The following is a 21887-nucleotide window of genomic DNA, read 5'->3' on the forward strand; positions in this document are numbered from 1 at the left end:
TTCACGGGCTGTCGGCGAACTCCACAACTCTGGCGTTTGCCTGAGTGCGTGAAGCCCTCAGAGCCGCATCGGACGGCGTTCGGATGCTTCTCTTGAAGTACGGCGCACGGACAGCGGATCCGGGCCCGTCGGCCGCCCCGGTCCACCGGTAGGTACGGCCCCACCCCACCTGTAGAGGAGTCGAATTCCAGTGAGCACGGTGCTGTTCGTGTATGCCAAGGGCGGTCCGCCCCTGGGGTATGCCCTGTCACGGGTCGCCGCGCGGTCGGCAGTGCACCTGCTGGCGCTCAGCACGCTTCCCCCCAGCGCGGCCCCGGTCGCCGAGCGGCTGTGCGCCTCGGTGCTGAGCCCCGCCGGGACCGAAGGCGACGATCTGGTGTCCCTGATCGTCTCCCGGGCCGAGGCCGTCGGCGCCGACGCGGTCGTCACCTTCTCCGAGTACGCGGTCGTCGCGGTCGCCGAGGCCTGTGTGAAACTCGGCCTCGCCGGGGCCGGCGGCCTCAGCGCGCTCGCGCGCGACAAGCGGCTGATGCGCCGCACCTGGATGCAGCGGGGCATCTCCCAGCCGCGGTTCCGTCCGGTGGCCGACGAGCAGGACCTCCGCGACGCGGCCGCCACGCTCCGCCTGCCCCTCTTGCTGAAGTCCGCCTGGAGCGCGGGTTCCACCGCACACCAGATCATCCGCTCCGCCGACGAGATAGCGGCGGCGTGGGACCGGGCGGGCGCCGTGATGGCCGAATCCGCGGAGCTGGGCTACGCCGAGCTCCACGTGGCCGGTGCCGGCGGGGACTTCCTCGTCGAGGAGATCGTCCCCGGCACCGCCGACGGCTGGTTCGAGCAGGGCGGCTGGGGCGACTACGTCAGCGTCGAGGGCGTCGTCGCCGACGGGGAGTTCCGCCCGGTGTGCCTCAGTGGCCGGATGCCGACCGTGGCCCCTTTCACCGAGCGCGCCGGCATCACCCCCGTGCCGCTGCCGGACGACACCCAGGCGCGCATCGTGGCCCTCGCACGGGACGCCGTCGACGCGCTGGGCCTGGAGAACTGCGGTACCCACACGGAGATCAAGCTCGGCGCGGACGGCCGGATGTGGGTGATCGAGACCGCCGCACGGTTCGGGGGCGCCATGACCATCCCCCAGATCGAGGAGGTCTTCGGCCTGGACCTCATCGGCATGCTCGTCGACCAGTTGCTGGGGCGGCCGGTCGCCTGGCCCGCCCGCGCCCTCACCTCCCAGGACGCGTCCGGTGCGGCCGGCTCGCTCGTCGTGCTGGCCGTCGACGCCGCCGGTGACGCCTGGCCTGACCACCGCCTCTGGGATTTCCCGACGGTACGGGACGCGCTGCCGCTCAGCGCCGGCAGCCGGCTGTCCGTGGTGGCCGAGAACTCGCTCCCCGACGGTGCTCCGGTACCGGTGTACGACCCGACCGCGGGCGCCAACACGATGGCGGCGCTCTGCCTGCTGTCCGCCACCGACCCCGGGACCGTGCTCCACGACTTCCAGGCCCTCGTGCACGCCCTGCCGAAGATCCTCCCCCTCGCCGGCGCCACGGAGGCCCGCTCATGAACACCACCCTCATCCCGCCGGTCGCCGCTCCCCGTCCCGCCACCGATCGCACGGTCGTCGGCGAGCACCTCGCACTGCCGCTGTTCCACCGCCTTTCCGGCTCCCTCGCCGGCCACCCGTACCTCAAGGTCGTGGTGGACCGCGCCGAGGACACCTGGCACCTGCTCGACACCGCCGTCCACCCCTTCCACGTCGACTACATCGCCACCCGCGTCCTCGGCATGGAACCGGCGGAACTGGACTCCTGCCTGGACGCCTTCAACGCCTCGGTCTACATGGCCCCCGACCGCCGCTTCCTGCTGGGAGTGCTCTCCTTGCACACCGACCAGGACACCGAGGGCCGCCACCGGCCCTTCCTCGTCCTGGAGACGACCGAGGCCGACACGATGGACGGCCCCTTACTGGAGGAGTTCTACTCCTTCGTCCGCCACCGGCTCGACGGCCGGCTGTCACTGCTGCTGAAGCCCGCGAACCACGGTCAGGAGCACGCCCTCGCCGCCATCAGCGACGTCCGGGTGCCGCGGATCCTCAGCCATGAGCTCTTCGGCCACCGCACCCGCACACCGCTCAACCCCGGCGAAGCCGTCGGCCGGCTCCGCCACTTCCGCACCACCGATGAGTACGCGGCTGCCGCCTCCCTGGTCGGCGGGTCCGACATCCTGGCCATGCCGTGCCTGCCGGACGATGTGCCGCGCGTCGCGGGCTTCATCAACACCGCGACGACCACCCCGCTCTCGCACACCAACGTCCTCGCCGCCGGCTGGGGCATCCCCAACGCCATCGTCCGCGACCTGGACCGGCTCATCGAGCCCGACAGCCTGGACGGCGGCTGGGTCCGCTACCGGGTGACCGAGGACGACATCAGCCTCGTCCCGCTCGCCGCGGCGGCGGTGCCGACCGCACCGACCCCGCACCGCCCGCGGATCCGGCTGCGGACCCCGCTGCTGGACGACCTCTCCGCACGGCCGTTGCACCGACTGCGCCTCACGGACCAGAACCGCTACGGCACCAAGGCGGCCAACCTCGGGGAACTCCACCACGTCCTGCACGCCCGCACCGCCGACCTCACCGCCTTCCACGGGAAGCCGCGACCGCCCCGCCCCGACCTCCACCGGCATCTGGCCGCCCGCCTCGGCACCACCTACCCCGCGGCCCCCGGCGAACTCCGCGCCGCGGCAGCCGACTTCGTGGCCGGGACCGTCGGCGCGCCGGACGGCATCGCCCTCCCCTTCGGCCTGCAGCACCGCTTCCTGCTCTCCTCCCCGGCACTGCGACAGGGCATCCTCCGGCTCAAGGCGGCCCTCGACCGCAGCGCTGCCGAGGCCGTGGAACCGCTCTGCCTGAGGCTGCAGCAACTCGTCCGCACCACGCCCCTCCCCGAGGAGGTGGCCCGCGAGATCCTCCGGGCACTGCCCACCGGACCGGCCGCCGGAGACCGTCTCGTGGTCCGCTCGTCCGCCAACGCCGAGGACCTGCCCGGCTTCTCCGCGGCGGGCGTCTACACCTCGGTCACCTCCGTGCACGGCGCGGACCACCTCCTCGACGCCGTACGCGAGGTGTGGGCCTCCCTGCTGTCGCCGCGCAGCGTCCGGCTCCGCCAGCAGGCGGGCATCTCCCTCGACGACACCTACATGGGCGTGATCGTCCAGCCGTACCTGCCCGCCACCCTCGGCGGAGTACTGGTGACCTGCAACCCGACCAGGCGCTCGGACTTCCGCAACGTCTGCCTCAACTGCTCGCCCGGATCGCCCGAGGCCGTCGTCGACGGCACGGCACTGCCCCTGCAGTACCTCTACAACACGGTCGAGGGCGGTGGCCGCACCGTCGCGCTCGGTTCCTCCGGCAGCGACCTGCCCGCCGCCACGCGGGAGAGGCTGGCACACCTGGCCCTGGCCGGCCGGCTGCTCCAGTCGCACTTCAGCGCACCGGACGTGGACCGTCCGCTCGACATCGAGTGGCTGATGACCGATCAGGGCGCGTTCCACCTGGTCCAGATCCGCCCCTACGCGCGATGAACCGCCGCAGCGCCCACCCGGGCACCACCGGCACGCCCCAGCCCCTGGCCCCCCGGGCCCGCCGGACCATCCGCCTGAACAACACCTTCCAGCTGCTGTTCAACCTCCTGTGGTGGATGCCGGTCTTCTACGCCTACCAACGGCAGGCGGGCCTCTCCGACGGACAGATCTTCGGCATCCAGAGCATCTACTACATCGCCTTCTGCCTGTTCGAGATCCCGACCGGGCTGGTGGCCGACCGCATCGGGGCCCGCAACTGCCTGCGCGCCGGCGCCGTGGTGATGACCGCGGCGAACCTGGCCCCCCTCCTCGCTCCCACCTACACCGGCTTCCTGGCGCACTTCCTGGCGATCGCCGCCGGTCGCTCCCTGACCTCCGGCGCCGCCAGTGCCTACCTCTACGACAGCCTGCGCGCCCAGGGCGCGGGCGAGCACTACCTCAAAGCCGAGGGACAGGCGAGGGCGTGGGGCCTGGGCGCGAAGGTGCTGTGCTGGCCGCTGGTCGGCCCCCTTATGGACCTCGCGCACGGCGCGCCGTACGCACTGAGCGCCGTCAGCGCCGCCGGCTCCCTCCTCTGCGCCCTGGTCCTGCCGGGCCGGGCCGCCCCCTCCCCGCACGCGGCCGGCCCCCGCCGCCGGTCCACGGCCCTGCACGACGCCACCGCCGCGCTGCGCACCCTGCGCGCCACCCCGTGGCTCGCCCTGGTCATGGTGCAGGGAGTGGCGGTCTTCACCCTCTCCCGCATCTGCCAGGTCAACCTCTTCCAGCCCGTTCTGCTGGACCACGGCATCGGCGAAGGCTCGCACGGCGCGGTACTGGCCGCCATGACCGTCGCGGAGGCGGTGGCCTCGGCCCGCCCGCAGTGGCTCACCCCACGGCTGCGGCCGGCGTCATGGGTGACACTGCTCAGCCTCGCGATGGCTGCGACACTGGCAGGTCTCGCCCTCGGCGGCCCGTGGACCGTCGTCGTTCTGCTCTGCCTGTTCGCCGCCGTCTGCGGCTTCGTCTACCCGCTCCAGCGCAAGCTGGTGAACGACGCCATTCCGCACGGCGCACCGCGTGCCACCCTGCTCTCCGTCGAGAGCATCGTCGACCGCGCCGTTTGCGCGCTGGCGGCCGTGGCCACGGGCGCCTACCTCGCGGCCGGCCACCTGGACGCCCTGCTGTGGCACAGCACGTTGCTGACCGCTGCCCTGCTGACCGTCTGGCACCTGGCAACCCGACGCTCCCGGTCCCGTGCCCACACCGACCCGCCACTCGCCTCGACCACGGCCCCTATCCGGGAGCACGCCGGCTCCCCGCGAGAAGCCGCCACGGCCCGACACTGACACCACGTCCCGGCCAAGCGCCCGAACCGTCGGCGACGGTGGTTCCGTGCGACGGGGAGCCAGGCGATCAGTCCGCCAACTCCCGTGCGTCGAGCGGGAGCCGCCACGCATTGCGGCGGTGCACGGCATCGAAAGCGCGATGGAGAGGAGAGGGCGGCACGGACAGTACCGGGCAGCAGGCGTGTGCGACGCAGTAGCGGGCGACGGACGGCCACATCGCCCGGCGCACCCGGCCGCGGGCCCCGGCCCCGACCACCAGCAGATCGTCCGGCCGGTCGGCGGCAGCCAGCAGGACCTTGCCCGGCTTGCCGAGTACGACCAGGCACTCCAGCGGTACCCCCGGCTCCGCGCTGCCGAAGGCGGTCTCCAGCGCACTGATCAGACGCTCGGCCGCCAGCTGACGCCAATCGGACACCGGCGGTGGGCAGAGCCCACCCCGGTGTCCCATTTCCCCACCGGGCGGCTCCCAGGCCAGTACGGCCCGCAGGGTGGCTCCGGCGACGCGAGCCTCGGCGGCGGCCCGGTGCAGAGCGGTCAGACTCCCCAGCGAACCACTCACACCGGCCACCACGCGCCGGTCACCGGGTCTGCTCAAAGGTGCACCTTCCTCGTCCTGCGGCGCGTTCACATCCCGCCGGTCCCCTGCATCCCCTTCATCGAAGTACCGGCGAGGCAGCGATCCTGCGACGTTGGCGCTTCCCTTACAGGGGGAGGTGCGCCCCTGACGCCTCCATGACGAGGGCAGGCCGACGGCCGCCACGTCGTCACCCGTGCGCGGTGCCGTCCGGCCTGCCGCTTCGGCCGGCAACACCACCCACCGGACAGCCCCTGACCCTCTATTCCTCCAGCAGCCGGCGGACCGCGCCCGTGCCCAGCGTGACCACGGCCCGGGGCCGCATGGGTCCCTCGCCGCGCCGGGAGAGCAGGACCACCTCCTCCACCACGGCCGACGATGCGCCGAGCCGGCCGGCGCACGCGGCGGCCAGCGGACGCGGATCCCGAGTGCGGCCGAGAGACAGATGCGGGGTGAAGCGATCGCCGCGCCCACGGCAGAGCGGGAACCGCAGCCCCAGTTCCCGGTGCAGACGGGTCCACGGCCCCAGGCCCGCCGCGGCCGGATCGAGCCACACCGTCGCGTAGTGCCGGTGCCGGAAGTACCGGACGCCGCCCAGCCGCGCCGTGAACGCCGCGCACTCCGCCGCCCCGGCGGAGAGCAGCGGCACAGCCCGTGCGAACTCCTCCTCCGGTACGAAGCCGAACAGCAGGTTCACATGTGGCGGCCACCGCCGTACCTGCGGATCATGCTCCCAGCGGATCTCCTGAATCGCCGGCCACAGCTCCTGCGGCGGCAGCCACGCCACCGCGGTCCGGGCCGTCGGCGCCACCTCGAGCACGTCCACCGGCCCGGCCCCGCCGCAATCCGGATTCCATCCCACACCCCCATGGTCCGAGACGCGCCCGAGTCGCACGAGCCGGCGCGCCGAGATCATCGATGGTCCGCGGACCTCCCGCCATCAGTGACCTCTCGCAGCGAAGGTTGAGCGGTGCCAGCGAAGGTGGGTGACCGCTAGGTTTCTCAGCGAAGGTTGAGTGGATTTTGGGGCCCGGCTGTCTGGGGAGACGGTCTTCCGAGAGCGAGAGCCGCCTCGCCTGCCCCAGTACTGTGGCTTCGTATGACCGACTTCGAGATCGAGATCACCACAGACCTGGTCCACAACCTGCTGCAGGAGCAGCATCCGGACCTTGCAGGGCTGGCTATCCGTGAGGTAGCGGGCGGATGGGACAACCAACAGTGGCGTCTTGGTGACGAGTTGGCCGTGCGCATGCCGCGTACAGAACGTGCCCCGGATCTCCAACGCAAGGAGTGCCGATGGCTGCCTGTCCTGGCCCCGCGCCTGCCGCTCCCGATTCCGAACCCTGTGCGGATCGGTGAACCGTCCACGCGCTTCCCGAGACCCTGGACCATCATGACGTGGGTTCCTGGCGAGCCACTGGACTGCACCACGATCAGCCACGGCGACCACGCGGCCGACACGCTGGCGGGCTTCCTCAGGGCGCTCCATGTGGAGGCGCCCGCCGAGGCGCCGACCAGTGCGGACCGCGGCGCTCACCCCAAGAAGTGCACGGACGGCTTCGACCACTTCTTTCAAGCCGTTGTCCCCAACGGCATTGCCGACGAGGTCCGGGCCGTCTGGGATGATGCCGTTGCGGCCCCCGAGTGGGAGGGCCCGCAGGTATGGGTGCACGGTGACCTTCATCCCGCAAATGTCGTCGTCTCGGACGGCACGCTGTCGGGCGTGATCGACTTCGGTGACATGTTCGCCGGCGATCCGGCATGGGACCTCGCGGCCGCATGGGTAGTCCTTCCCGCAGGCGCCGCCTCGCGGTTCTTCGACGTGTACGCGCATGCGGACGAGGCGACGATCCGGCGCGCCCGCGGGCTGGCTGCTCTGAAAAGCCTGTTCCTCATGCTTATGGGCCAGAACGGAGATCGGGGCCTTCCTGGCGGCAAGCCGACGTGGGGACCCGCAGGCCAGGCGGCGCTCGATCGTGTGCTGAGAGGCGATTTGCTGTAGACACGGAGCGACGAGCCTCAGAGGCCCACCCGACTTCCATCCGTTCGGTCTCGCGCGACTCGGTGCTCGATCTTCGGTGAGAAGGCTCAGCCTCCGCCGCGACAGATCAATCAGGACCTGCGCACCGTACCTTCGTCCGAGGGCGGCGCAGCGGGCGAGTTGGCCGACCGGACTTCCGATGTTCACCCGCGGGATCGGCCCTGGCCGGTGAACTCGCGTTCGCTGCGGTGGAAGTGGAGCTCGCCGCGCATGCCCGCGCGATCCGAGCGCCATGTCATCCGTGCAGGCCGCCTGTGCCCGGTCAGCTGCGCACGCGATGTCCGACCGCGACCCAGGAGTGCCCGTGACCCTCCCACGCCGTCCGTTCAGAGTTGCCGTGAAGGCGTCGGTGATCGCCGTCGCAGCGGTGGGACTCGTCGTCCCCAGTGCCGTCGTCGAGCGGTACGGAGACACCGCGGCCGCCGCTTCGACGGCCGCTGTCCCTCGGCCGATCGCCGGCTGGCAGCACGATCGGCTCGCCTCCGGTGTCGATCTGTACCAGGGGAGGATCTCGGGCCGCTCCGGCGCGGACCACTGGACGGTCACGGTACGCGCCGACGGAGCTCACCTCGCCACCGAGCAGCGCGCGCAGGCGCTGGCGCAGCGCCTGCGTGAGGCCGGGTTCGACCCTCGTAGCGAGCAGGTCGCATGGCCGCGCGGTGCGGACAGAAGGGGACTGATCGGTGTGCGTGTCCGGGTGGGGGAGTACGACACCCGGACCGAGGCCGACACCCGGCGCCAGGCCCTCGCCGCCGCGGGGTTCGACGCGGTCACCGAGTGGACCGGCGCGGACGGTGTGCCCGGTACCGGACTTGCCCAGGTCAAGGTGGCGATCGTCGACCCGCGGCGTTACCACGGTGCGCTGAGGGCCACGTATGGCACAGGTGTCGCCGGCCGGGAGAAGGTGAGCGACCTGGCCATCGCCGACGACGCCCTGCTCGGCGTCAACGCGGGCTTCTTCGTCATGGAGGGCAAGGACGGTATACCGGGCGCCGCGGCCGGGATCGCCGCGTACGACGGGGAGCTGCAGAGCGCGGCGACCAACGGCCGGATCGCGGCGGTGCTGCGCGGCGACGGACTGCGCCCGGAGTTCACCAAGCTCCGCACGGAGCTCAGGGTCCGCGCGGGCGGAGCGTCCGCGATCGTGGACGGCGTCAACCGCGTGCCCGGTCTGGTGCGCAACTGCGGTGGCGTCGGCGGCGACTCCCCGACCGAGCGACCGCAGCACGATATGACCTGCACCGACCCCGACGAGATCGTGGAGTTCACCGACGAGTTGCGCGCGAGCACCCCGGTCGGCGACGGTGTCGAGGCGGTGCTCGACGCGAGCGGCCGGGTGCGGGAAACGCGTCCGCGTGGCGGTGCCGTCCCGGACGGCGGCAGCGTCCTGGCCGGCGTCGGCGAAGGCGCCTCCTGGCTGCGTACGCACGCGAAGCCGGGCCGCGAACTGAAGGTGCGGCAGCGGATCCTGGACGAGCGTGGCCGCGAGCTCGACCTCGGCCCGCAGGACGACATCGTCAACGGCGGCCCCGAGCTGGTGCGCAACGGAGAGGTCGCGGTGAACTACGGCGCGGACGGCATCGAGCGGACCGCGGACCCCTCCTTCGCGTACACCTGGGGCATCAAGCGCAACCCGCGCATGCTCCTGGGCGTCGACCGGCGGGGCCGGATACTCCTGGTCGCGGCGGACGGCCGCCAACCCGGCTACAGCGACGGACTCGGGCTCAACGAAGGGGCGGAGCTGATGAAGTCGCTCGGTGCGGTGCGTGCCATGGCCCTCGACGGAGGCGGTTCGGTGAGCACGGTGGTGAACGGCAAGTTGATCAACTCACCGTCGGACGGCACCGAGCGGGCGGTGGGCGACGCCCTGCTGCTCACCCGCTGACGGGGAGCGCTGTCCAGGCTGTCGGGCGGACGGACTGGCAGCCGCCCTGTAGGTGTGCAGGCGCGCAGCCCCCGAAGGGTGGGTGGCTGCCGTCGCGCGCCGGGACCGGCCATCCGCTGTGGTCGGCGGGTGTCGTCGCGGGGCCGAGTCATGGCTGCGGCACCGCGCCACGGGGCGCGATCACGCGATCACGCGAGTACGCCCGCGTCTTGGACCGGCCGGCACCGCTCCATGAGCAAACAAACGTCGAGACACATTCCGCCGTGCGCTGCGCGACTGCGCCCGGGGCCGATTCAGGTGTGTGCGGCGTGTGCAGCCCTTTCACCTGGGTCTGCATATTTGTGAACCGTCGAGTTCGCTTCCCCGCCCCGGCGTAAATATTGGAACACACGTTCTGTGATTGCGGAAATATCCGCCAAGTGACTCCCGACAGCCCCGACAGCCCCGAAGGGCCCGACGTGCTGAACCGCGGGTCGCATGACGCCACGCCCACGGAATCAGCCACATTCGAAGTGGCGTAGTTGCTTCATCGCCACCAAAGGCGTGGTTGAGGGGCCTCACCTCCTGCTCCAGACTGAGTGGCCATGAGCCTCGTGATCTGCTCAGCGCAAAAGGTCTACGTATTCGACACCGACGATCCTGATTGGAGAATTCCGCTCTGGTCGTGGGGGCCATCGGATTGGGGCGGCCCCACTGATGTCAGGCTCCGGGAGGACGCCGACGGAATTCGCTATGTCGTCGCGGCCGGCAGCGGAAAGGCATACGTCGTCGGATTCCCTCAAGGGGAGGTGGCGCTGGAGGTGACGGTCCAGAGCTCCACGCACTCCGTGGAGCTTCTGCCCGATGGGGCTCTGGTCACCGCGGCGCCGCACGGTACGGCCGATGGCCACGGTGCTGACGGTGCCCTCACCGTGCACCGTCAGCACCTCGGCGACGAGGGCGCTGCCCTGACCGACTGGAGTGATCATCTCCTGGAGCCCATGGCGTGCTGTGGGACCAGAGCAGTAACACGCTCTGGGCGGTCGGCCGTCGAGGAACCGGTCCCCGGCAGCCAGGAGGCACGGGTGTGCTCCGCAAGTACACCTGGAACGGGTATGCGGCCGCCGAGCCGCTCAGTCTGTCGGCCGAGTTCGATGTGCCGACCAGCCCGGAGCCTCTGGACAAGATCTCCGATCACTTCCATGCGTTCCCCGACTGGTACGAGTCCCCGCACGACATCGCCCCCATTCCCGCCACCCGTAATTTCTACGTCACCACCGATGTCAAGGTGGTCGAGTTCGACGTGACGGGCGATCAGGGGAAGGGGCAATTCGGCCCGGCACCCGAGGAGATCTCCGGACTCTTCGAAGTGAAGGGACTCGGCATTCATCCGCAATCGCATCAGATCACTCTCCTCAGGCACGACCTGGCGAACGACGGCTGGTCATCCGACCATGTCGAGTTCTACCGACCCAATGGCCGTCGCACGGTCGGCTGGAAGGGCTTCTACAAGGCGCGTTGGGTCGAAAACGACCCGACCTGGACCGCAACATTCCCCAGGAAAGGGAAAGTGCAGATGGACAAGATCGACGCAGCGTTACTGCACAACGGCAATCCCCGCTTCTTCGGTGGGGCGTCCTACGTCGAGCTGGACTGGTCGAGTGGTGACCGGGTCGGGTACACGCGGGAGATCTCCGAGGTCTGGCCCGGTCTGCCCGCGGATCTGCACAGCGGCATCGATGCGGTCTTCCTCGGACCCGACGGGGACCCGCGGTTCATCAAGGGCGACCGGTACGTCCAGTGCAGGTGGGACGACGGCAGCTTCGTCGAGGACCTGAAGCTCTCGGAGGTCTGGCCGGGTCTGCCGCCGGAGATTCAGAACGACGTCGACGCGGTCTTCCTCGGGCCTGACGGAGACCCGCGCTTCTTCAAGGGCGGCAAGTACGTCCAGTGCAAGTGGAGCGACGGCAGCCGCGTCGGCTTCACGCGGGAGATCTCCGAGGTCTGGCCCGGTCTGCCCGCGGATCTGCACAGCGGCATCGATGCGGTCTTCCTCGGTCCTGACGGAGACCCGCGGTTCATCAAGGGCGACCGGTACATCCAGTGCAGGTGGGACGACGGCAGCTTCGTCGAGGACCTGAACGTCTTCGAGGTCTGGCCGGGCCTGAAGTCCTAGAGGCCCGAGGGCGGTCGTGGCGGCCTCGCCTGCCACGACCCCCCGACGCGCATCGCCATGGTGACCGGTCCGCATCGCGCCCCGGCGCGGGATCGCCCGGGGGGCGGGCGCTACGCGGTCAACGTGCCTCCCGCCACCGGCTACCACCGCTGGCACGCCCCCGTCGACGGGGGCGTGCGGCACGTGGAGGAACTCGGCTACTTCAGTTACGGCGGCTCCGACATCGTCGTGGTCCTCCAGAAGGAGTCCCGGGTCCAGTTCCCGATACCGGCCTCCAGGCGTCCGTCAGTAAATGGAGGAGCTGTACGTTCCGCCAAGCCGGCGGATTTTCTCCAGCGGGTATGGGGTCTGTCTGCTCTGGCGCTGGAACTTGCGGTTGAAATCGGACATCACTGCGGCAATCGGCGCGTGCCGGGCGATGATCGCCGCGGCCTCCTCCGGGATTCCTGTGGGGCGCTTGCCCTCTGCGCAGGCGCGCACCAGCGCGTAGCGGCCCTCCCGGTCCTCCCTCTGGTACCCGTACAGAGCGGTGACCAGCCAGTTCACCAGATACGTGGCGGTGTAACAGTGGTCGTAGGTCTGGTGCCGGTCGAAGAAGTCGGCCTCGTCCGGCGACAGCTCGAACCCGGAGGACAGGGCGAGGCCGTAGTCCGCGAAGTAGAGGCGCCGGCCGTCGGTCAGGATGTTCTCGAAGTGCGCGTCGAAGTGAAGGAGCCCGCGGCTGTTCATGAAGGAGGTGCCGGCTGCCAGTTCCCTCTCCACCATGGCGAAGGCTCGGTTGGCGGTTTGGTCTTCCGCTTCGACCTGGGTGCCCAGCCACTGGTGCAGGTTCTGCGGGATGTACTCCAGGAACAGCGCGACGCTCGCCGAGGACTGCTGGAGAGCCAGGATCCGGTTGCGCACCTGCGATCCGTCGCCCCAGTAGGCCACGGCCCGTTCGACGTCGGCGAGTTCCTCGGGCAGGGGCGTCGAGTCGGGCAACACCCGCCAGTGGTACATCAGGGGGAAGCCCTCGTACTCCGCCGCGAGCACCCAGTTCGTCGTCATGACGTGCACGGCGAGTTCCCTCCAGGCCCCGAAGCCCGGCCCGCCGATGGTGCCGACACCGTACTGGCAGAAGGCGGGCAGATCGAACAGATTCGCCGTGGACCGGACGTGCTCAGGTTGCCTCTCCGGATCGGTGAGGGGCACCCGTTTCACGAAGACCGGGGTACCGCCGGCATCCAGCAAGGCCGATTTCCCGCCGATGCCGGATCCGATCGGCACGGCCGCGTCCACAAGCTCGCGCAGGGCGCGGTCACTGCACAAGGCCAGGGATGTCGAGACAGCGCTGTGGGCGGACAGGCGCGCACCACGCGACATGTCAGGGCACTTCACTGCGGCCTCCACCTTGGTGCCGACCTCGATTCTGCAATGGTTACGCAGTCCCGTCGAGCGCAACGACGCCGGCTCTGCGGTTTGCCTCCGGAGCGAGCAGAGGGCGTCCAAGTCCGTGTGCGACGACAGACCTGAACACCCTCCTGACCGCACTCTACGTAAAGATCGACGACGAAATTGGAGGAACCCGGCGCCTCGGTAGACCGCTGCACCGCTGCACCGCCGCTGCCCAGTAACTCCGAACTCGTCTGTCCTGCCGTGGCCCAGGCCCTGCACGGCGGACGGACCTTCGAGAGCGTGACCGTCCGAGTGCCCCAGCGGGTGCTCGCAACGGCCGTCGGCATCCGGCACAACAGTCTGACCGGCGCAGCGGCTACCCGCTCACTGACCGCCTATGACCACTGATCACATCGGAACTACTCGTCTAGGCCGCGGGGGCCGGGGCGAATTCGTCCGGCAGCCGCGGAGGAGGGCCCTGGGTCCACACCACGCGCAGTGCCGAGGCGGAGATCCGCCAGCCGTCGGCCGTCCTGACCAGTTCGGTGTCGGTGTGGCCGGCGGAGACGAAGACGCTCCCCGAGCCGTCTGCCAGTACGTGGGTGCTCAACTGGGCGCCACGGGCAGTGGCTCGGGCACCGTCGATCTCGATGATGGCGTTGGTGCCCAGATGCACGGTGCGGTCGAACAGCGCCATTCCTCGCCGGATATGGGCCAGCAGGGCATCGCGGCCATGGACGGTGCCTATGGGCATCTCCGCGGTGACGTCTTCGGTGTGGAACGCGCGAGCCCACTCCTCGTCGAATACCCCGTCGTCCAGGGAACGCAGGTAGCGGTCCATCAGGTCGGTGATCTCGGCGCGGTCGGTCAGGGCCTGCAACTGTCGCTGCATCTCTTCGGTGTCCATGAGGAAAGACTCCTACCTCAAGCGCACTTGAGGTCAAGGTCGCAGATCCGGAGCGACCACGACGGTCACGTCGGCGACGGCATCAAGCGCTGCCAGGCTCACGCCACTGCTAGGGCGCCGTCCTGGGGTCAATCCACAGCGCCTCGGAGACGGCGGACAGTTCGCCCTCCGCCGTAGTGAGCGCCACCCCCATCATGTGCTTGCGGCCGGACTCCGACAGCAGCCACGCATAGGCAATGTACGGCTCACCTGCGGTGACCGGCCGCAGAATCGTGCCCGTGAGGGCCGCGGTGACCGCGCCCGCACGCTGGGTGCCGAGAAGGCGGCCCGCCCAGAGTCCCGGGCAGTCCAGGGCACCCCAGACGAGTCGGGCCGGGAGGCGACCGTCCGGGTCCGCGAAGGCGGGGGACGGGACCCAGGCCGTGGCCACAAGGTCGCGCCCCGGCACCGGCGTGCAGTGCATACGCAGCCCGCGGTCGGCAGTACGCAGTCCGCAGCCGAAGCAGTCGACCACACCCGACGGCGGCGCCGCACGGAATGCCTCGGTCGCGGCAACCGCTTCGTCCCAGGAGGGCGCGGCCGGCGCGTCAAGCTGCAGCTCGGCGGGGCGCGCAGCGGCAAGGGGCTGCTCGGCCTCGCCCAGCTCCACGCCCCCTCCTGCCGTTTCGGCGATCCGTACGGGCGCGTCCGTCGGCACCGGCCCACGAAAGTCCACCCGTACCGTCTTCGCCTCGGACCGCTCCGCCAGCACACCGGCGACGTAGCCGCCGAAGGCCACCCCGGGATAGCCGACGTACAGTCCCGGCACCACGATTGCGTCAGTCCTCATCATGATCCCCATCCCACCATCTCCCCGGGGCGGATGCTCCGCCGGATTCGCTTTTTCCGCGCGCGCCTTTCCACGGCCGTCCCGGCGGGAACTGGTGGTGGGACGAGGCTGTGCGTGACCGACCGACCGGTGCCCCCTCTGCCCCGTCGATGTCAGTCACTGTCAGTCGCTGTCAGTCGATGACCGCGGTGGCTTCGACCTCGACCAGGTGGTCGGGTACGTCCAGTGCCGCGACGCCCAGAAGCGTGCCCGGTGGGACCGGAGTGACTCCCAGCTTCGCGGCAGCCCGAGCGATCCCCTCCAGGAGCAGGGGCATCTTGTCGGGGGTCCAGTCGACGACGTAGACGGTCAGTTTCGCCACGTCGTGGAAGGAGCCGCCGGCCTCGGCGAGGGCGGTGGCGATGTTGAGGTAGCACTGCTCGACCTGGGCTGTGAGGTCGCCTTCGCCGACGGTGACTCCGTCGGCGTCCCAGGCGACCTGCCCGGCGACGAAGACCAGCTTCGCCCCAGACGCGATCGACACCTGCCGGTAGGCATCGATCTTGGGCAATCCGCTGGGGTCGACCAGGGTGATGGCCATGCTGTCCGCCTCCTTGTCCCGAGAAGCCGTGGACGCGCTTCCGCTGCCCGTCCCAAGTCCCTCTCGGTCTCTTGTGGTTACTCGGGAACCGTAGGAGAGTTACCGTCTACCTGGAAGAACGCACTTTTCGGTGACTGGGGAACCTGATGGTGACCAAGCAGTTCAGCGGCTCGCCCGAGGACGCGGATGTGACGCGCGCGGACTCCCTGGCGCGGGAGATCTTCTCGGACGTCGCCAACAAGTGGGCGCTCCTGATCATCGAGGGGATCGGGGAACGTACCCTGCGCTTCAGCGAGTTGCGGAACGGGATCGGAGGCATCAGCCACAAGATGCTCACCCAGAACCTGCGCATGCTGGAGCGCAACGGCCTGGTCGCGCGGCGGGTGTACCCCACTGTGCCGCCGCGGGTCGAGTACACCCTCACCGAGCCGGGCCAGGCCCTACGCGTGACGATCGACGGCATGTGCGACTGGACCCACCAGTACCTCGGCCACATCGAGGCGGCTCGCCGCCGCTTCGACGCGTGACGGGTGGTACGCGCACGCGAAGCCCGGGTCCCCCGTCGGCACGCCACGGCGAGCGTACGTCTTCCATGGCACCGCGACCGTTGCCGTCCTACGTCTCCGGCTTCACTCGTGCGTCTCTGGCTTCACTCGTGATTTCCCAGGAGCGTGAAATTCCCTGGAGCCCGCTGAAGGCTGGCTAGAGGTTTTCCCGTAACTGCAGGCCGTCCCCCTCGATGAGGGTCGCTCCGTGCTCCCGGATCAGCCGAAGATGAGCTCAACGTTCTTGTCGACGCAGAACCGCAGGACGGTGACCAACTGACTGACGTCTTCGATACGCCGACGTAGGACGGGGTCGCTGTCGTCCGGCAGACGGTGGTCGCGGATTGCTTCCAACCGGGGCAGCATGGCCGCGCATTGAGCGGGCGTGAGGTCGGGGCCGTCGTCGTCTGGATGGTTGAGTAGTGGCTCCAGCCTGGTGGAGACGCTGGACCACTGCCGGTCTCCGCCGAAGCCGTCCATCTCGGCGAGCGCAAATCCCTCGGTCTGGGCCAGCCACTTTCTGAACGTGCCGAAGCCGGTGTAGGACCAGGAGACGTCCGGACTCGCCACGTCGTCGTCACCTGGGAAGAGCATCAGCCCCATCTCGCTCCCTTGCTTGCTGGGTGCCCAGCATCAGCTGAGAGGCGGCCTGTCGGCAATTGAAATGATCTCCGGGTGGCTGGTGTGATCACGGCGTCGGAGCCGTCCTGGATAGCCCCGTTCGCCGGGCTCAGCCCGCGGCAGTTCGGGAAGCTGATGACGGTGCTGCGGCGCGAGGGGGCGGACGCGATCCGCAGGGGCCGACCGTGGATTCTTCCGTTGGAGGACCGGGCCCTGCTGGTCGTGGCCAGGAGGAGCCCGGCGCCAAGACCGCCGCCGGCAACACCCTCACGATCGCCGACGGAGGCTACCGGGCACCGGACTCGTCATCCCTCACCGCCGCGAGCGCGGTCAGACCGAACTGCCGACCTGGAAAGAGGAACACAACCGGTCTAAAAAGCAGGTCCGAGCTTGCGTCGAGCACGTCTTCGCCCGGACCTGAAAAGATGCTCCGCGACTGCCGCCTCAAAGGCGACGGCGTCCACCATGCCATGCTCGGCATCGCCCGGATGCACAACCTCGCTCTCGCCGGATAGGGAAGCGGGCCGCACGGCGGCCCATCGTGCCCGAGGCAACCAGAAGATCCTTTACGGGACAGCCCTTAGGTGACTTGACGCCCGGGGCGGTCAGGTGATCTTCCAGGTGATGGCCTCGCGGAACTGCGGGTTGACGGGGTCGATCACCTCGCCGTTGCCGGAGGCGCCCCTGCCGGGGAGCTTGCCCGGGGCCCCGATGAAGCCCAGCAGACCGACGACCACCTTGCCGGTCGCACCGTCGCTGAGGAAGGCGACTTGCTGCCCCGGCCTGCCGTCCCAGTGGAAGTTGCCCCCGGTGGAGGGGACGAACACGGACGCCCCGCGCCATGTGCCGTCCAACTGGTCGGCGCCGCCGGGAACGGTGCCGATGGTCATGTTCACGAACTGGACCTTGCTGGGGTTGGCCTTGACCGTGAGTTTCACATCGACGTTGAAGTCGAAGGCGTCCGTCGCCGTCTCGGAGGCTTCGATTCCCTCACTCATGCCACCACGTCTCCTTCTCCCATCGCCCTCCGGCATATGGCGGGCGCCGCTTCCATCATGCGGCAGGGCCGACGCTGCGACGTATCCTCCGGAAGAGTGTCGTTTGCGGTACGGCTCGCCATTTGCAACGACGACTGTTCGCTGGGAGACGGTCGCGAGTGTTCGCGGGGAGACGGTCGCGAAGGTCGGTCGTAGCGTCGGCCCATCGGTGGCCTGCAGCCGATCACTCGGGGGATACTCCCCTCGTGTCTCACCCGACCTCGATTCACAGGGCATGAGCCGCTCATGACGCGCTTCACGGAATACCCGGTGGGCCGGTGAGCGGCTGGTGGACCTACCTGGAGGGTCAGACCCGCCAGGAGGTCGACGCGAACGTGCTGTGCGATCGCCGGCTCATGGCGGTCAAGGCGGTGTGGGAGGCCCTGCGTCCACTGGGGCTGGGTCTGCGCGAGGCGGAGCAGGTGGTTCACGCGCGCTACGAGGTCCTCGGCGAACGCGTACGGCACAGGCGGCCCGATCCGCTCGACGTCTCCTCACTCGCAGCCCGTGCTGCCGCCCATCCGGGTCGGGTGGCGGCGGTCGAAGCCCTCTGGGACGGCGACACCGTCCACGACTGGTTCGTGCTCCTGGTCGCGGTCCTGGACAACCCGTCCGGGGAGGGCCACCTGGCGACCGTCCACCAGCGCCTTGACGGTCCCCCGCCGGGCACCGCTGCCGCCGAGGCAGGGCAGGCTTTGGCCCACCACCTCGGCGTGCCGTTCCACTTCGGTTCCCCGGACGTCCCCGACGACGAGGCCCCACGCTGGCGGACGGTCCGGTCTCGTTCGGGGGGCCCATGAGCGGTGTCGTAGCGTGACGGTTTTGATCATCGGTGGTAGCGGCTTCCTGGGCTCTGAGGTGGTTCGACAGGCGGCAGCGACGGGGCACAGGACGGCCGCGACCTACGCGACCCGGCCCGGCAGCATTCGCGACGTTGCGTGGTACGCCCTCGACCTGCGCACTCCCGGGCACATCGAAGCAGTCATGAGCGAGGTCCGCCCGCATGTCGTCGTCAACGCGTCGAGCGGCAAGGCCGACTGGACGGTCACGGCCGAGGGGCCGGTCCGGCTGGCGATGGCCTCGTCGTCGTCGCCCGTACCTCGCTGATCATCGGCGGCGGTCGGTCCGTTCACGAACGGGCCGTGCACGAACTCGCCGCCGGTACGTGCGAGGGCGCCCTGTTCACCGACGACATCCGTTGCCCGGTGCACGTGGCCGATCTGGCCGCGGCCCTCCTGGAGCTCGCGTCGCGCGACACCAGCGGCATCCGCCATCTCGCGGGAGCCGACGCGGTGAGCCGTCACGCACTCGGCGTCCTCATCGCCAGGCGTGACGGGCTCGACGCTGCCCGCCTGCCCACGGGGCTGCGGGCCGACAGCGGGCTTCCCGGCGCCCTCGACGTCCGCCTCGACAGCCGCGCCACCCAGCGCGAGCTGCGCACCAAGCTGCGCGGCACCCACCGGTTCGTCACCGCGGCGGCCTGAACGCCCCGCGGAAAACCATTCGCCACCCCGGGCTCTGCGGGCCGAGACTGATGGCCCTATTGGAGCAGACAGAAGAGCGGGTCTGGCGCTGACGTACAACCGAGACACCTTGCCCTTCCCGGAGAACCGCGTGCCCTCCCCCTCCTACAGGGCCATGCTGAGCTGGGACGATCTCGACCCGGGCCGGCACCCCTTCACATGGGACGAGGACGAGGAGGCCCGCCTGTGCGCGCTGGTCCGTGAATGGGTGCCGCCCGTGCTCTCCGGTATGGCGGGCTGGTGGGAGGGCGAACGCTGGTGCGAGCGCCAGGTGGACGCGATCATCCGGGAGCGCTACGGGAACTGGGCCCAGGGATGGAACTGGTGCTACCGGTACGGCGGGGTCATCGGCAGCTGGGTGACGGGAGCAACCTCGGTGACGACCCCCGAGGAGACCGCTGCTCGTGTGGTCGCCGCGCTCCTGGAGTGGCGGGAGTGGTTGGAGAGACTGGCGCAGCGATTTGCGGAACTGGCGCCGCCGTCAGACGCCTCTCCCGAGGATCGCAGCTGGCACCTGGAGCGGGCCGCCGTCCGGCTCGTGACACACGCACTGGACTCGGGTGCGGAGGGCGGCTGGCAAGGGCAGGCCGCACTGGTCCTGGGCTGGTTCCTCACCACCACCGGTATGAGCCAGGCCGACGCCGCACAGGCGGTGGAGGCCGCGATCGGCGGCCGGTTCGAGAGCTGGGTCACTCCCGGGCGGTCACTGATCGAATCGGTCGGTGAGGACCTCGCCGTCGCCCTCACCGGTCATGTCCCTTACCAGGACCACCGCGAGCGGGCCGCCCTGGAGGAGTTCCATGACCGCTACTGACAGCCTCACGACCTGGCTGCGCGTGCGCCGCGAGACCGAATGGCACCAAGCACCCGGCTTGCGGCCGGGGCCGCCTGCGAGCGACGGGTTCCGGGCCTGGTGCGAAGGGCCGGTCCGCCGGCGCGACCCCGTCCGCGCCGAGCGGCTGCTCTCCGCCCACACCTTGTCCCGCGCCGACGCCGCCCGCCGCGCCCCGCTGGACTTCGCCCTGCTGGCTGGTTGGCAGCGGGAGGTGCTCGGCGGGGCGGAAGTGTCGTTCCGTACGGGGGACGCCTATGCGAAGGCCGGGCGCGAGCGCTACGGCCTGACCCCGCGCACCCAGGCTGAGTTCGCCGCCTGCCTGCGCGAGGCGACCGCGCCGGGGGTCCCGCTGGCGGCCCGGGCGGCCCGTGTGTACCTCGACGTGGCGTTCTTCCACCCCTTCATCGACGGCAACGCCCGCGCGGCCCTGCTGACCCTGGTCCACGTCCTGGCTCGCGAGGACATCGTCCTTCCGGAGGTCGGCCCCCTCCAGACCACCCGCTACGCGGACGATCCGGCGGGCGCCGCCGACCTGGCAGCTCTCATCGGCGTGCTCAACCGCAGCCGCCGATACTGAGGTCCTCGGGGGGGAGGGCGGTTCAATCCTCACGGACGAACGTCGCACAGTCCGGGCAGTCGTCGAGATAGCGATGACGACACTCAACGGTGTGTTGCAGGAAGGTGATTGCCTGCCGTCTGCGGACGACTTCGCTTTCGAGCGCGGCGATCTTCGCCCTCACCACCTCCTGTGCCGCCGACTTCTTCGGTGACATGGCGGCGGTGACCTCGGGCAACGAGAGCCCGACGCGTCGCAGTTTCAGCACGGTGCGTGCCTGTTCCAGAGCATTGTCGTCATAGACGCGGTAGCCGTTGCCATCGCGGCGCACGGTGAGTGCCCCGACCTGTTCCCAGTGGCGCAGCACGTGGGGTTCGACACCGAGTTCCGCGGCTACTTCTCCGATCGTCTTCACCACACGCTCCTTGCCTTCATGTCGACCTGAACCCTTAGCGTCCCGATCATGCCTGATACCCCTCGCATGCCTGATACCGGTCGTATACCTGATGCCGGTCGTATGCCTGATGCCGGTCGTATGCCTGATAACGCTCGTGTGTCTGACATCGCTCGCCCCGCGGGCGCCCGTCATCGTTCATCGATCCTGGTGACCGGCGCGGCCGGCAACCTCGGCCGGGAGGTCGTCGACCGCCTCCAGGCGCACGGGGCGCGCGTGCGAAGCCTTGTGCGTCGTCAGACTGGTGCGCGTCCCGGAGGCGAGTCGGTGGTCGGTGACCTCACGGACCCCGCGGTCCTCCGCGCGGCGCTCGTGGGCATCGACTCCGTGTTTCTGATCTGGCCACTGCTCGATTCCGCCCCTGCCCACGACCTGGTGGCGGAACTCACCGCGGCGGCACCCCGCGTCGTCTACCTGTCCTCGACGGCTATCGATGACGAAGCCGCTCGGCAGAGTGATCCCATCGTTCAGGTGCATGCGGACATGGAAGCCCTGCTCCACGGTGCCGGTCTGCTGCCCATGGTGCTGCGCAGCGACACCCTGGCCTCCAACGTCCGCGGCTGGGCGCCACAGTTGCGGGCGGGCGACGTGGTGTCCGGCCCTGACGTCGCACCCACCGCCGTCGTCGACGAGCGCGATGTCGCCGATGCGGCCGCGGCCGTATTGCTCGCACCTCACGACCAACTGGACCACGAGCCGTATGTGTTGACGGGGCCTGAGGTGCTCGGTCGCGCCGACCAGGTCGCTCTCCTCGGTGCCGCACTCCGGCGCCGACTGCGCTTCCAGGCGCTCCCCGCCGACCTCGCGCGATCTCGCATGCTCGCGGACGGGCGCCCCGAACGACTGGTGGAAGCGCTGATCGCGGCCTCGGTGTGCCGACCGGAGTCACGCCGCGCCACCGATCATGTCGAGCGCCTCACCGGCCGACCGGCCGGCACCTTCGCGCGGTGGGCCATCGACCACGCTGCTGAGTTCGGCTGACGGGGGACCGTGACCGTTCACCGGGTACCACAGCCACGGTAGTTGCCCTGGCATCAGGCGCTGAGGTCGTTGTCAGTGGGTCC

Annotated in this window: 20 protein-coding genes and 2 pseudogenes; 13 read left to right on the forward strand and 9 right to left on the reverse strand. The window is 69.9% G+C overall.

Going from position 1 to position 21887, the window contains the following annotated elements:
• Positions 1-190: 190 nt before the first annotated feature.
• The 3 genes from ACFWZH_RS07155 to ACFWZH_RS07165 are packed head-to-tail and all read left to right on the forward strand — an operon-like array spanning position 191 to position 4907.
• Positions 191-1564, forward strand: a complete 1374-nt coding sequence (locus ACFWZH_RS07155) for an acetyl-CoA carboxylase biotin carboxylase subunit family protein (protein WP_384426554.1) — start codon at positions 191-193, stop codon at positions 1562-1564.
• A complete protein-coding gene (locus tag ACFWZH_RS07160) occupies positions 1561-3579 on the forward strand; it encodes a PEP/pyruvate-binding domain-containing protein (protein ID WP_384426556.1) in 2019 nt (672 codons plus the stop codon). Before ACFWZH_RS07155 ends, ACFWZH_RS07160 begins: the two co-directional genes overlap by 4 nt.
• A complete protein-coding gene (locus ACFWZH_RS07165; RefSeq protein ID WP_384426558.1) occupies positions 3576-4907 on the forward strand; it encodes an MFS transporter in 1332 nt (443 codons plus the stop codon). Before ACFWZH_RS07160 ends, ACFWZH_RS07165 begins: the two co-directional genes overlap by 4 nt.
• Positions 4908-4974: 67 nt before the next feature.
• Here ACFWZH_RS07165 and ACFWZH_RS07170 read toward each other — a convergent pair whose 3' ends face one another.
• Complete coding sequence (locus ACFWZH_RS07170; RefSeq protein WP_384426560.1) at positions 4975-5502, reverse strand: universal stress protein; 528 nt, start codon at positions 5500-5502, stop codon at positions 4975-4977.
• Positions 5503-5743: 241 nt separating this feature from the next.
• On the reverse strand, positions 5744-6307 hold the full coding sequence (locus ACFWZH_RS07175) for a 2'-5' RNA ligase family protein (RefSeq protein WP_384426562.1): 564 nt from the start codon (positions 6305-6307) through the stop codon (positions 5744-5746).
• A gap of 273 nt (positions 6308-6580) precedes the next feature.
• Between ACFWZH_RS07175 and ACFWZH_RS07180 the strand changes: the two genes are divergently transcribed.
• From ACFWZH_RS07180 to ACFWZH_RS07190, 3 genes are all read left to right on the forward strand, one after another.
• A complete protein-coding gene (locus tag ACFWZH_RS07180; protein WP_384426564.1) occupies positions 6581-7483 on the forward strand; it encodes an aminoglycoside phosphotransferase family protein in 903 nt (300 codons plus the stop codon).
• A gap of 388 nt (positions 7484-7871) precedes the next feature.
• Positions 7872-9407, forward strand: a complete 1536-nt coding sequence (locus ACFWZH_RS07185; protein ID WP_384426566.1) for a phosphodiester glycosidase family protein — start codon at positions 7872-7874, stop codon at positions 9405-9407.
• A gap of 1066 nt (positions 9408-10473) precedes the next feature.
• The gene (locus tag ACFWZH_RS07190) at positions 10474-11562 is read left to right on the forward strand and encodes a hypothetical protein (protein WP_384426568.1); all 1089 of its coding nucleotides are present in this window, start codon (positions 10474-10476) and stop codon (positions 11560-11562) included.
• 285 nt (positions 11563-11847) lie between these two features.
• On the opposite strand, the gene ACFWZH_RS07195 is transcribed toward ACFWZH_RS07190, so the two are convergent.
• The 4 genes from ACFWZH_RS07195 to ACFWZH_RS07210 form a co-directional block, all read right to left on the reverse strand.
• Positions 11848-12924, reverse strand: a complete 1077-nt coding sequence (locus ACFWZH_RS07195; protein ID WP_384426799.1) for a protein kinase family protein — start codon at positions 12922-12924, stop codon at positions 11848-11850.
• Positions 12925-13363: 439 nt separating this feature from the next.
• Positions 13364-13843, reverse strand: a complete 480-nt coding sequence (locus tag ACFWZH_RS07200) for a nuclear transport factor 2 family protein (RefSeq protein ID WP_384426570.1) — start codon at positions 13841-13843, stop codon at positions 13364-13366.
• Positions 13844-13952: 109 nt separating this feature from the next.
• The gene (locus ACFWZH_RS07205) at positions 13953-14672 is read right to left on the reverse strand and encodes a hypothetical protein (RefSeq protein WP_384426571.1); all 720 of its coding nucleotides are present in this window, start codon (positions 14670-14672) and stop codon (positions 13953-13955) included.
• A gap of 172 nt (positions 14673-14844) precedes the next feature.
• Positions 14845-15252, reverse strand: a complete 408-nt coding sequence (locus tag ACFWZH_RS07210; RefSeq protein WP_384426573.1) for a RidA family protein — start codon at positions 15250-15252, stop codon at positions 14845-14847.
• A 146-nt stretch (positions 15253-15398) separates the two neighbouring features.
• Here ACFWZH_RS07210 and ACFWZH_RS07215 point away from each other — a divergent pair, with 146 nt between their 5' ends.
• Positions 15399-15779 (forward strand): winged helix-turn-helix transcriptional regulator, encoded by a 381-nt coding sequence (locus tag ACFWZH_RS07215; protein WP_384426575.1) that lies wholly within the window; start codon positions 15399-15401, stop codon positions 15777-15779.
• Positions 15780-16016: 237 nt separating this feature from the next.
• Here ACFWZH_RS07215 and ACFWZH_RS07220 read toward each other — a convergent pair whose 3' ends face one another.
• Positions 16017-16400, reverse strand: a complete 384-nt coding sequence (locus ACFWZH_RS07220; RefSeq protein ID WP_384426577.1) for a hypothetical protein — start codon at positions 16398-16400, stop codon at positions 16017-16019.
• A 72-nt stretch (positions 16401-16472) separates the two neighbouring features.
• On the opposite strand from ACFWZH_RS07220, the pseudogene ACFWZH_RS07225 reads away from it, so the two are divergent.
• A pseudogene (locus tag ACFWZH_RS07225) lies at positions 16473-16933 on the forward strand (hypothetical protein).
• Positions 16934-17023: 90 nt separating this feature from the next.
• Here the strand turns inward: ACFWZH_RS07225 and ACFWZH_RS07230 are convergent.
• A complete protein-coding gene (locus ACFWZH_RS07230) occupies positions 17024-17416 on the reverse strand; it encodes a hypothetical protein (protein ID WP_384426579.1) in 393 nt (130 codons plus the stop codon).
• 317 nt (positions 17417-17733) lie between these two features.
• Between ACFWZH_RS07230 and ACFWZH_RS07235 the strand changes: the two genes are divergently transcribed.
• The 4 genes and pseudogenes from ACFWZH_RS07235 (at position 17734) to ACFWZH_RS07250 (ending at position 20390) form a co-directional block, all read left to right on the forward strand.
• A complete protein-coding gene (locus ACFWZH_RS07235) occupies positions 17734-18255 on the forward strand; it encodes a hypothetical protein (RefSeq protein WP_384426581.1) in 522 nt (173 codons plus the stop codon).
• A gap of 13 nt (positions 18256-18268) precedes the next feature.
• Positions 18269-18939: pseudogene (locus ACFWZH_RS07240) on the forward strand (sugar nucleotide-binding protein).
• 130 nt (positions 18940-19069) lie between these two features.
• The gene (locus tag ACFWZH_RS07245; RefSeq protein ID WP_384426583.1) at positions 19070-19792 is read left to right on the forward strand and encodes a hypothetical protein; all 723 of its coding nucleotides are present in this window, start codon (positions 19070-19072) and stop codon (positions 19790-19792) included.
• Complete coding sequence (locus ACFWZH_RS07250; protein WP_384426585.1) at positions 19779-20390, forward strand: Fic family protein; 612 nt, start codon at positions 19779-19781, stop codon at positions 20388-20390. Before ACFWZH_RS07245 ends, ACFWZH_RS07250 begins: the two co-directional genes overlap by 14 nt.
• A gap of 22 nt (positions 20391-20412) precedes the next feature.
• Here the strand turns inward: ACFWZH_RS07250 and ACFWZH_RS07255 are convergent, their stop codons facing one another.
• Positions 20413-20784 (reverse strand): MerR family transcriptional regulator, encoded by a 372-nt coding sequence (locus tag ACFWZH_RS07255; protein WP_384426587.1) that lies wholly within the window; start codon positions 20782-20784, stop codon positions 20413-20415.
• Positions 20785-20904: 120 nt separating this feature from the next.
• Here ACFWZH_RS07255 and ACFWZH_RS07260 point away from each other — a divergent pair, with 120 nt between their 5' ends.
• On the forward strand, positions 20905-21804 hold the full coding sequence (locus tag ACFWZH_RS07260) for an NAD(P)H-binding protein (protein WP_384426801.1): 900 nt from the start codon (positions 20905-20907) through the stop codon (positions 21802-21804).
• Positions 21805-21887 lie beyond the last annotated feature (83 nt).

The sequence above is a fragment of the Streptomyces sp. NPDC059008 genome (assembly GCF_042749045.1).
Taxonomy (GTDB): Bacteria; Actinomycetota; Actinomycetes; order Streptomycetales; family Streptomycetaceae; genus Streptomyces.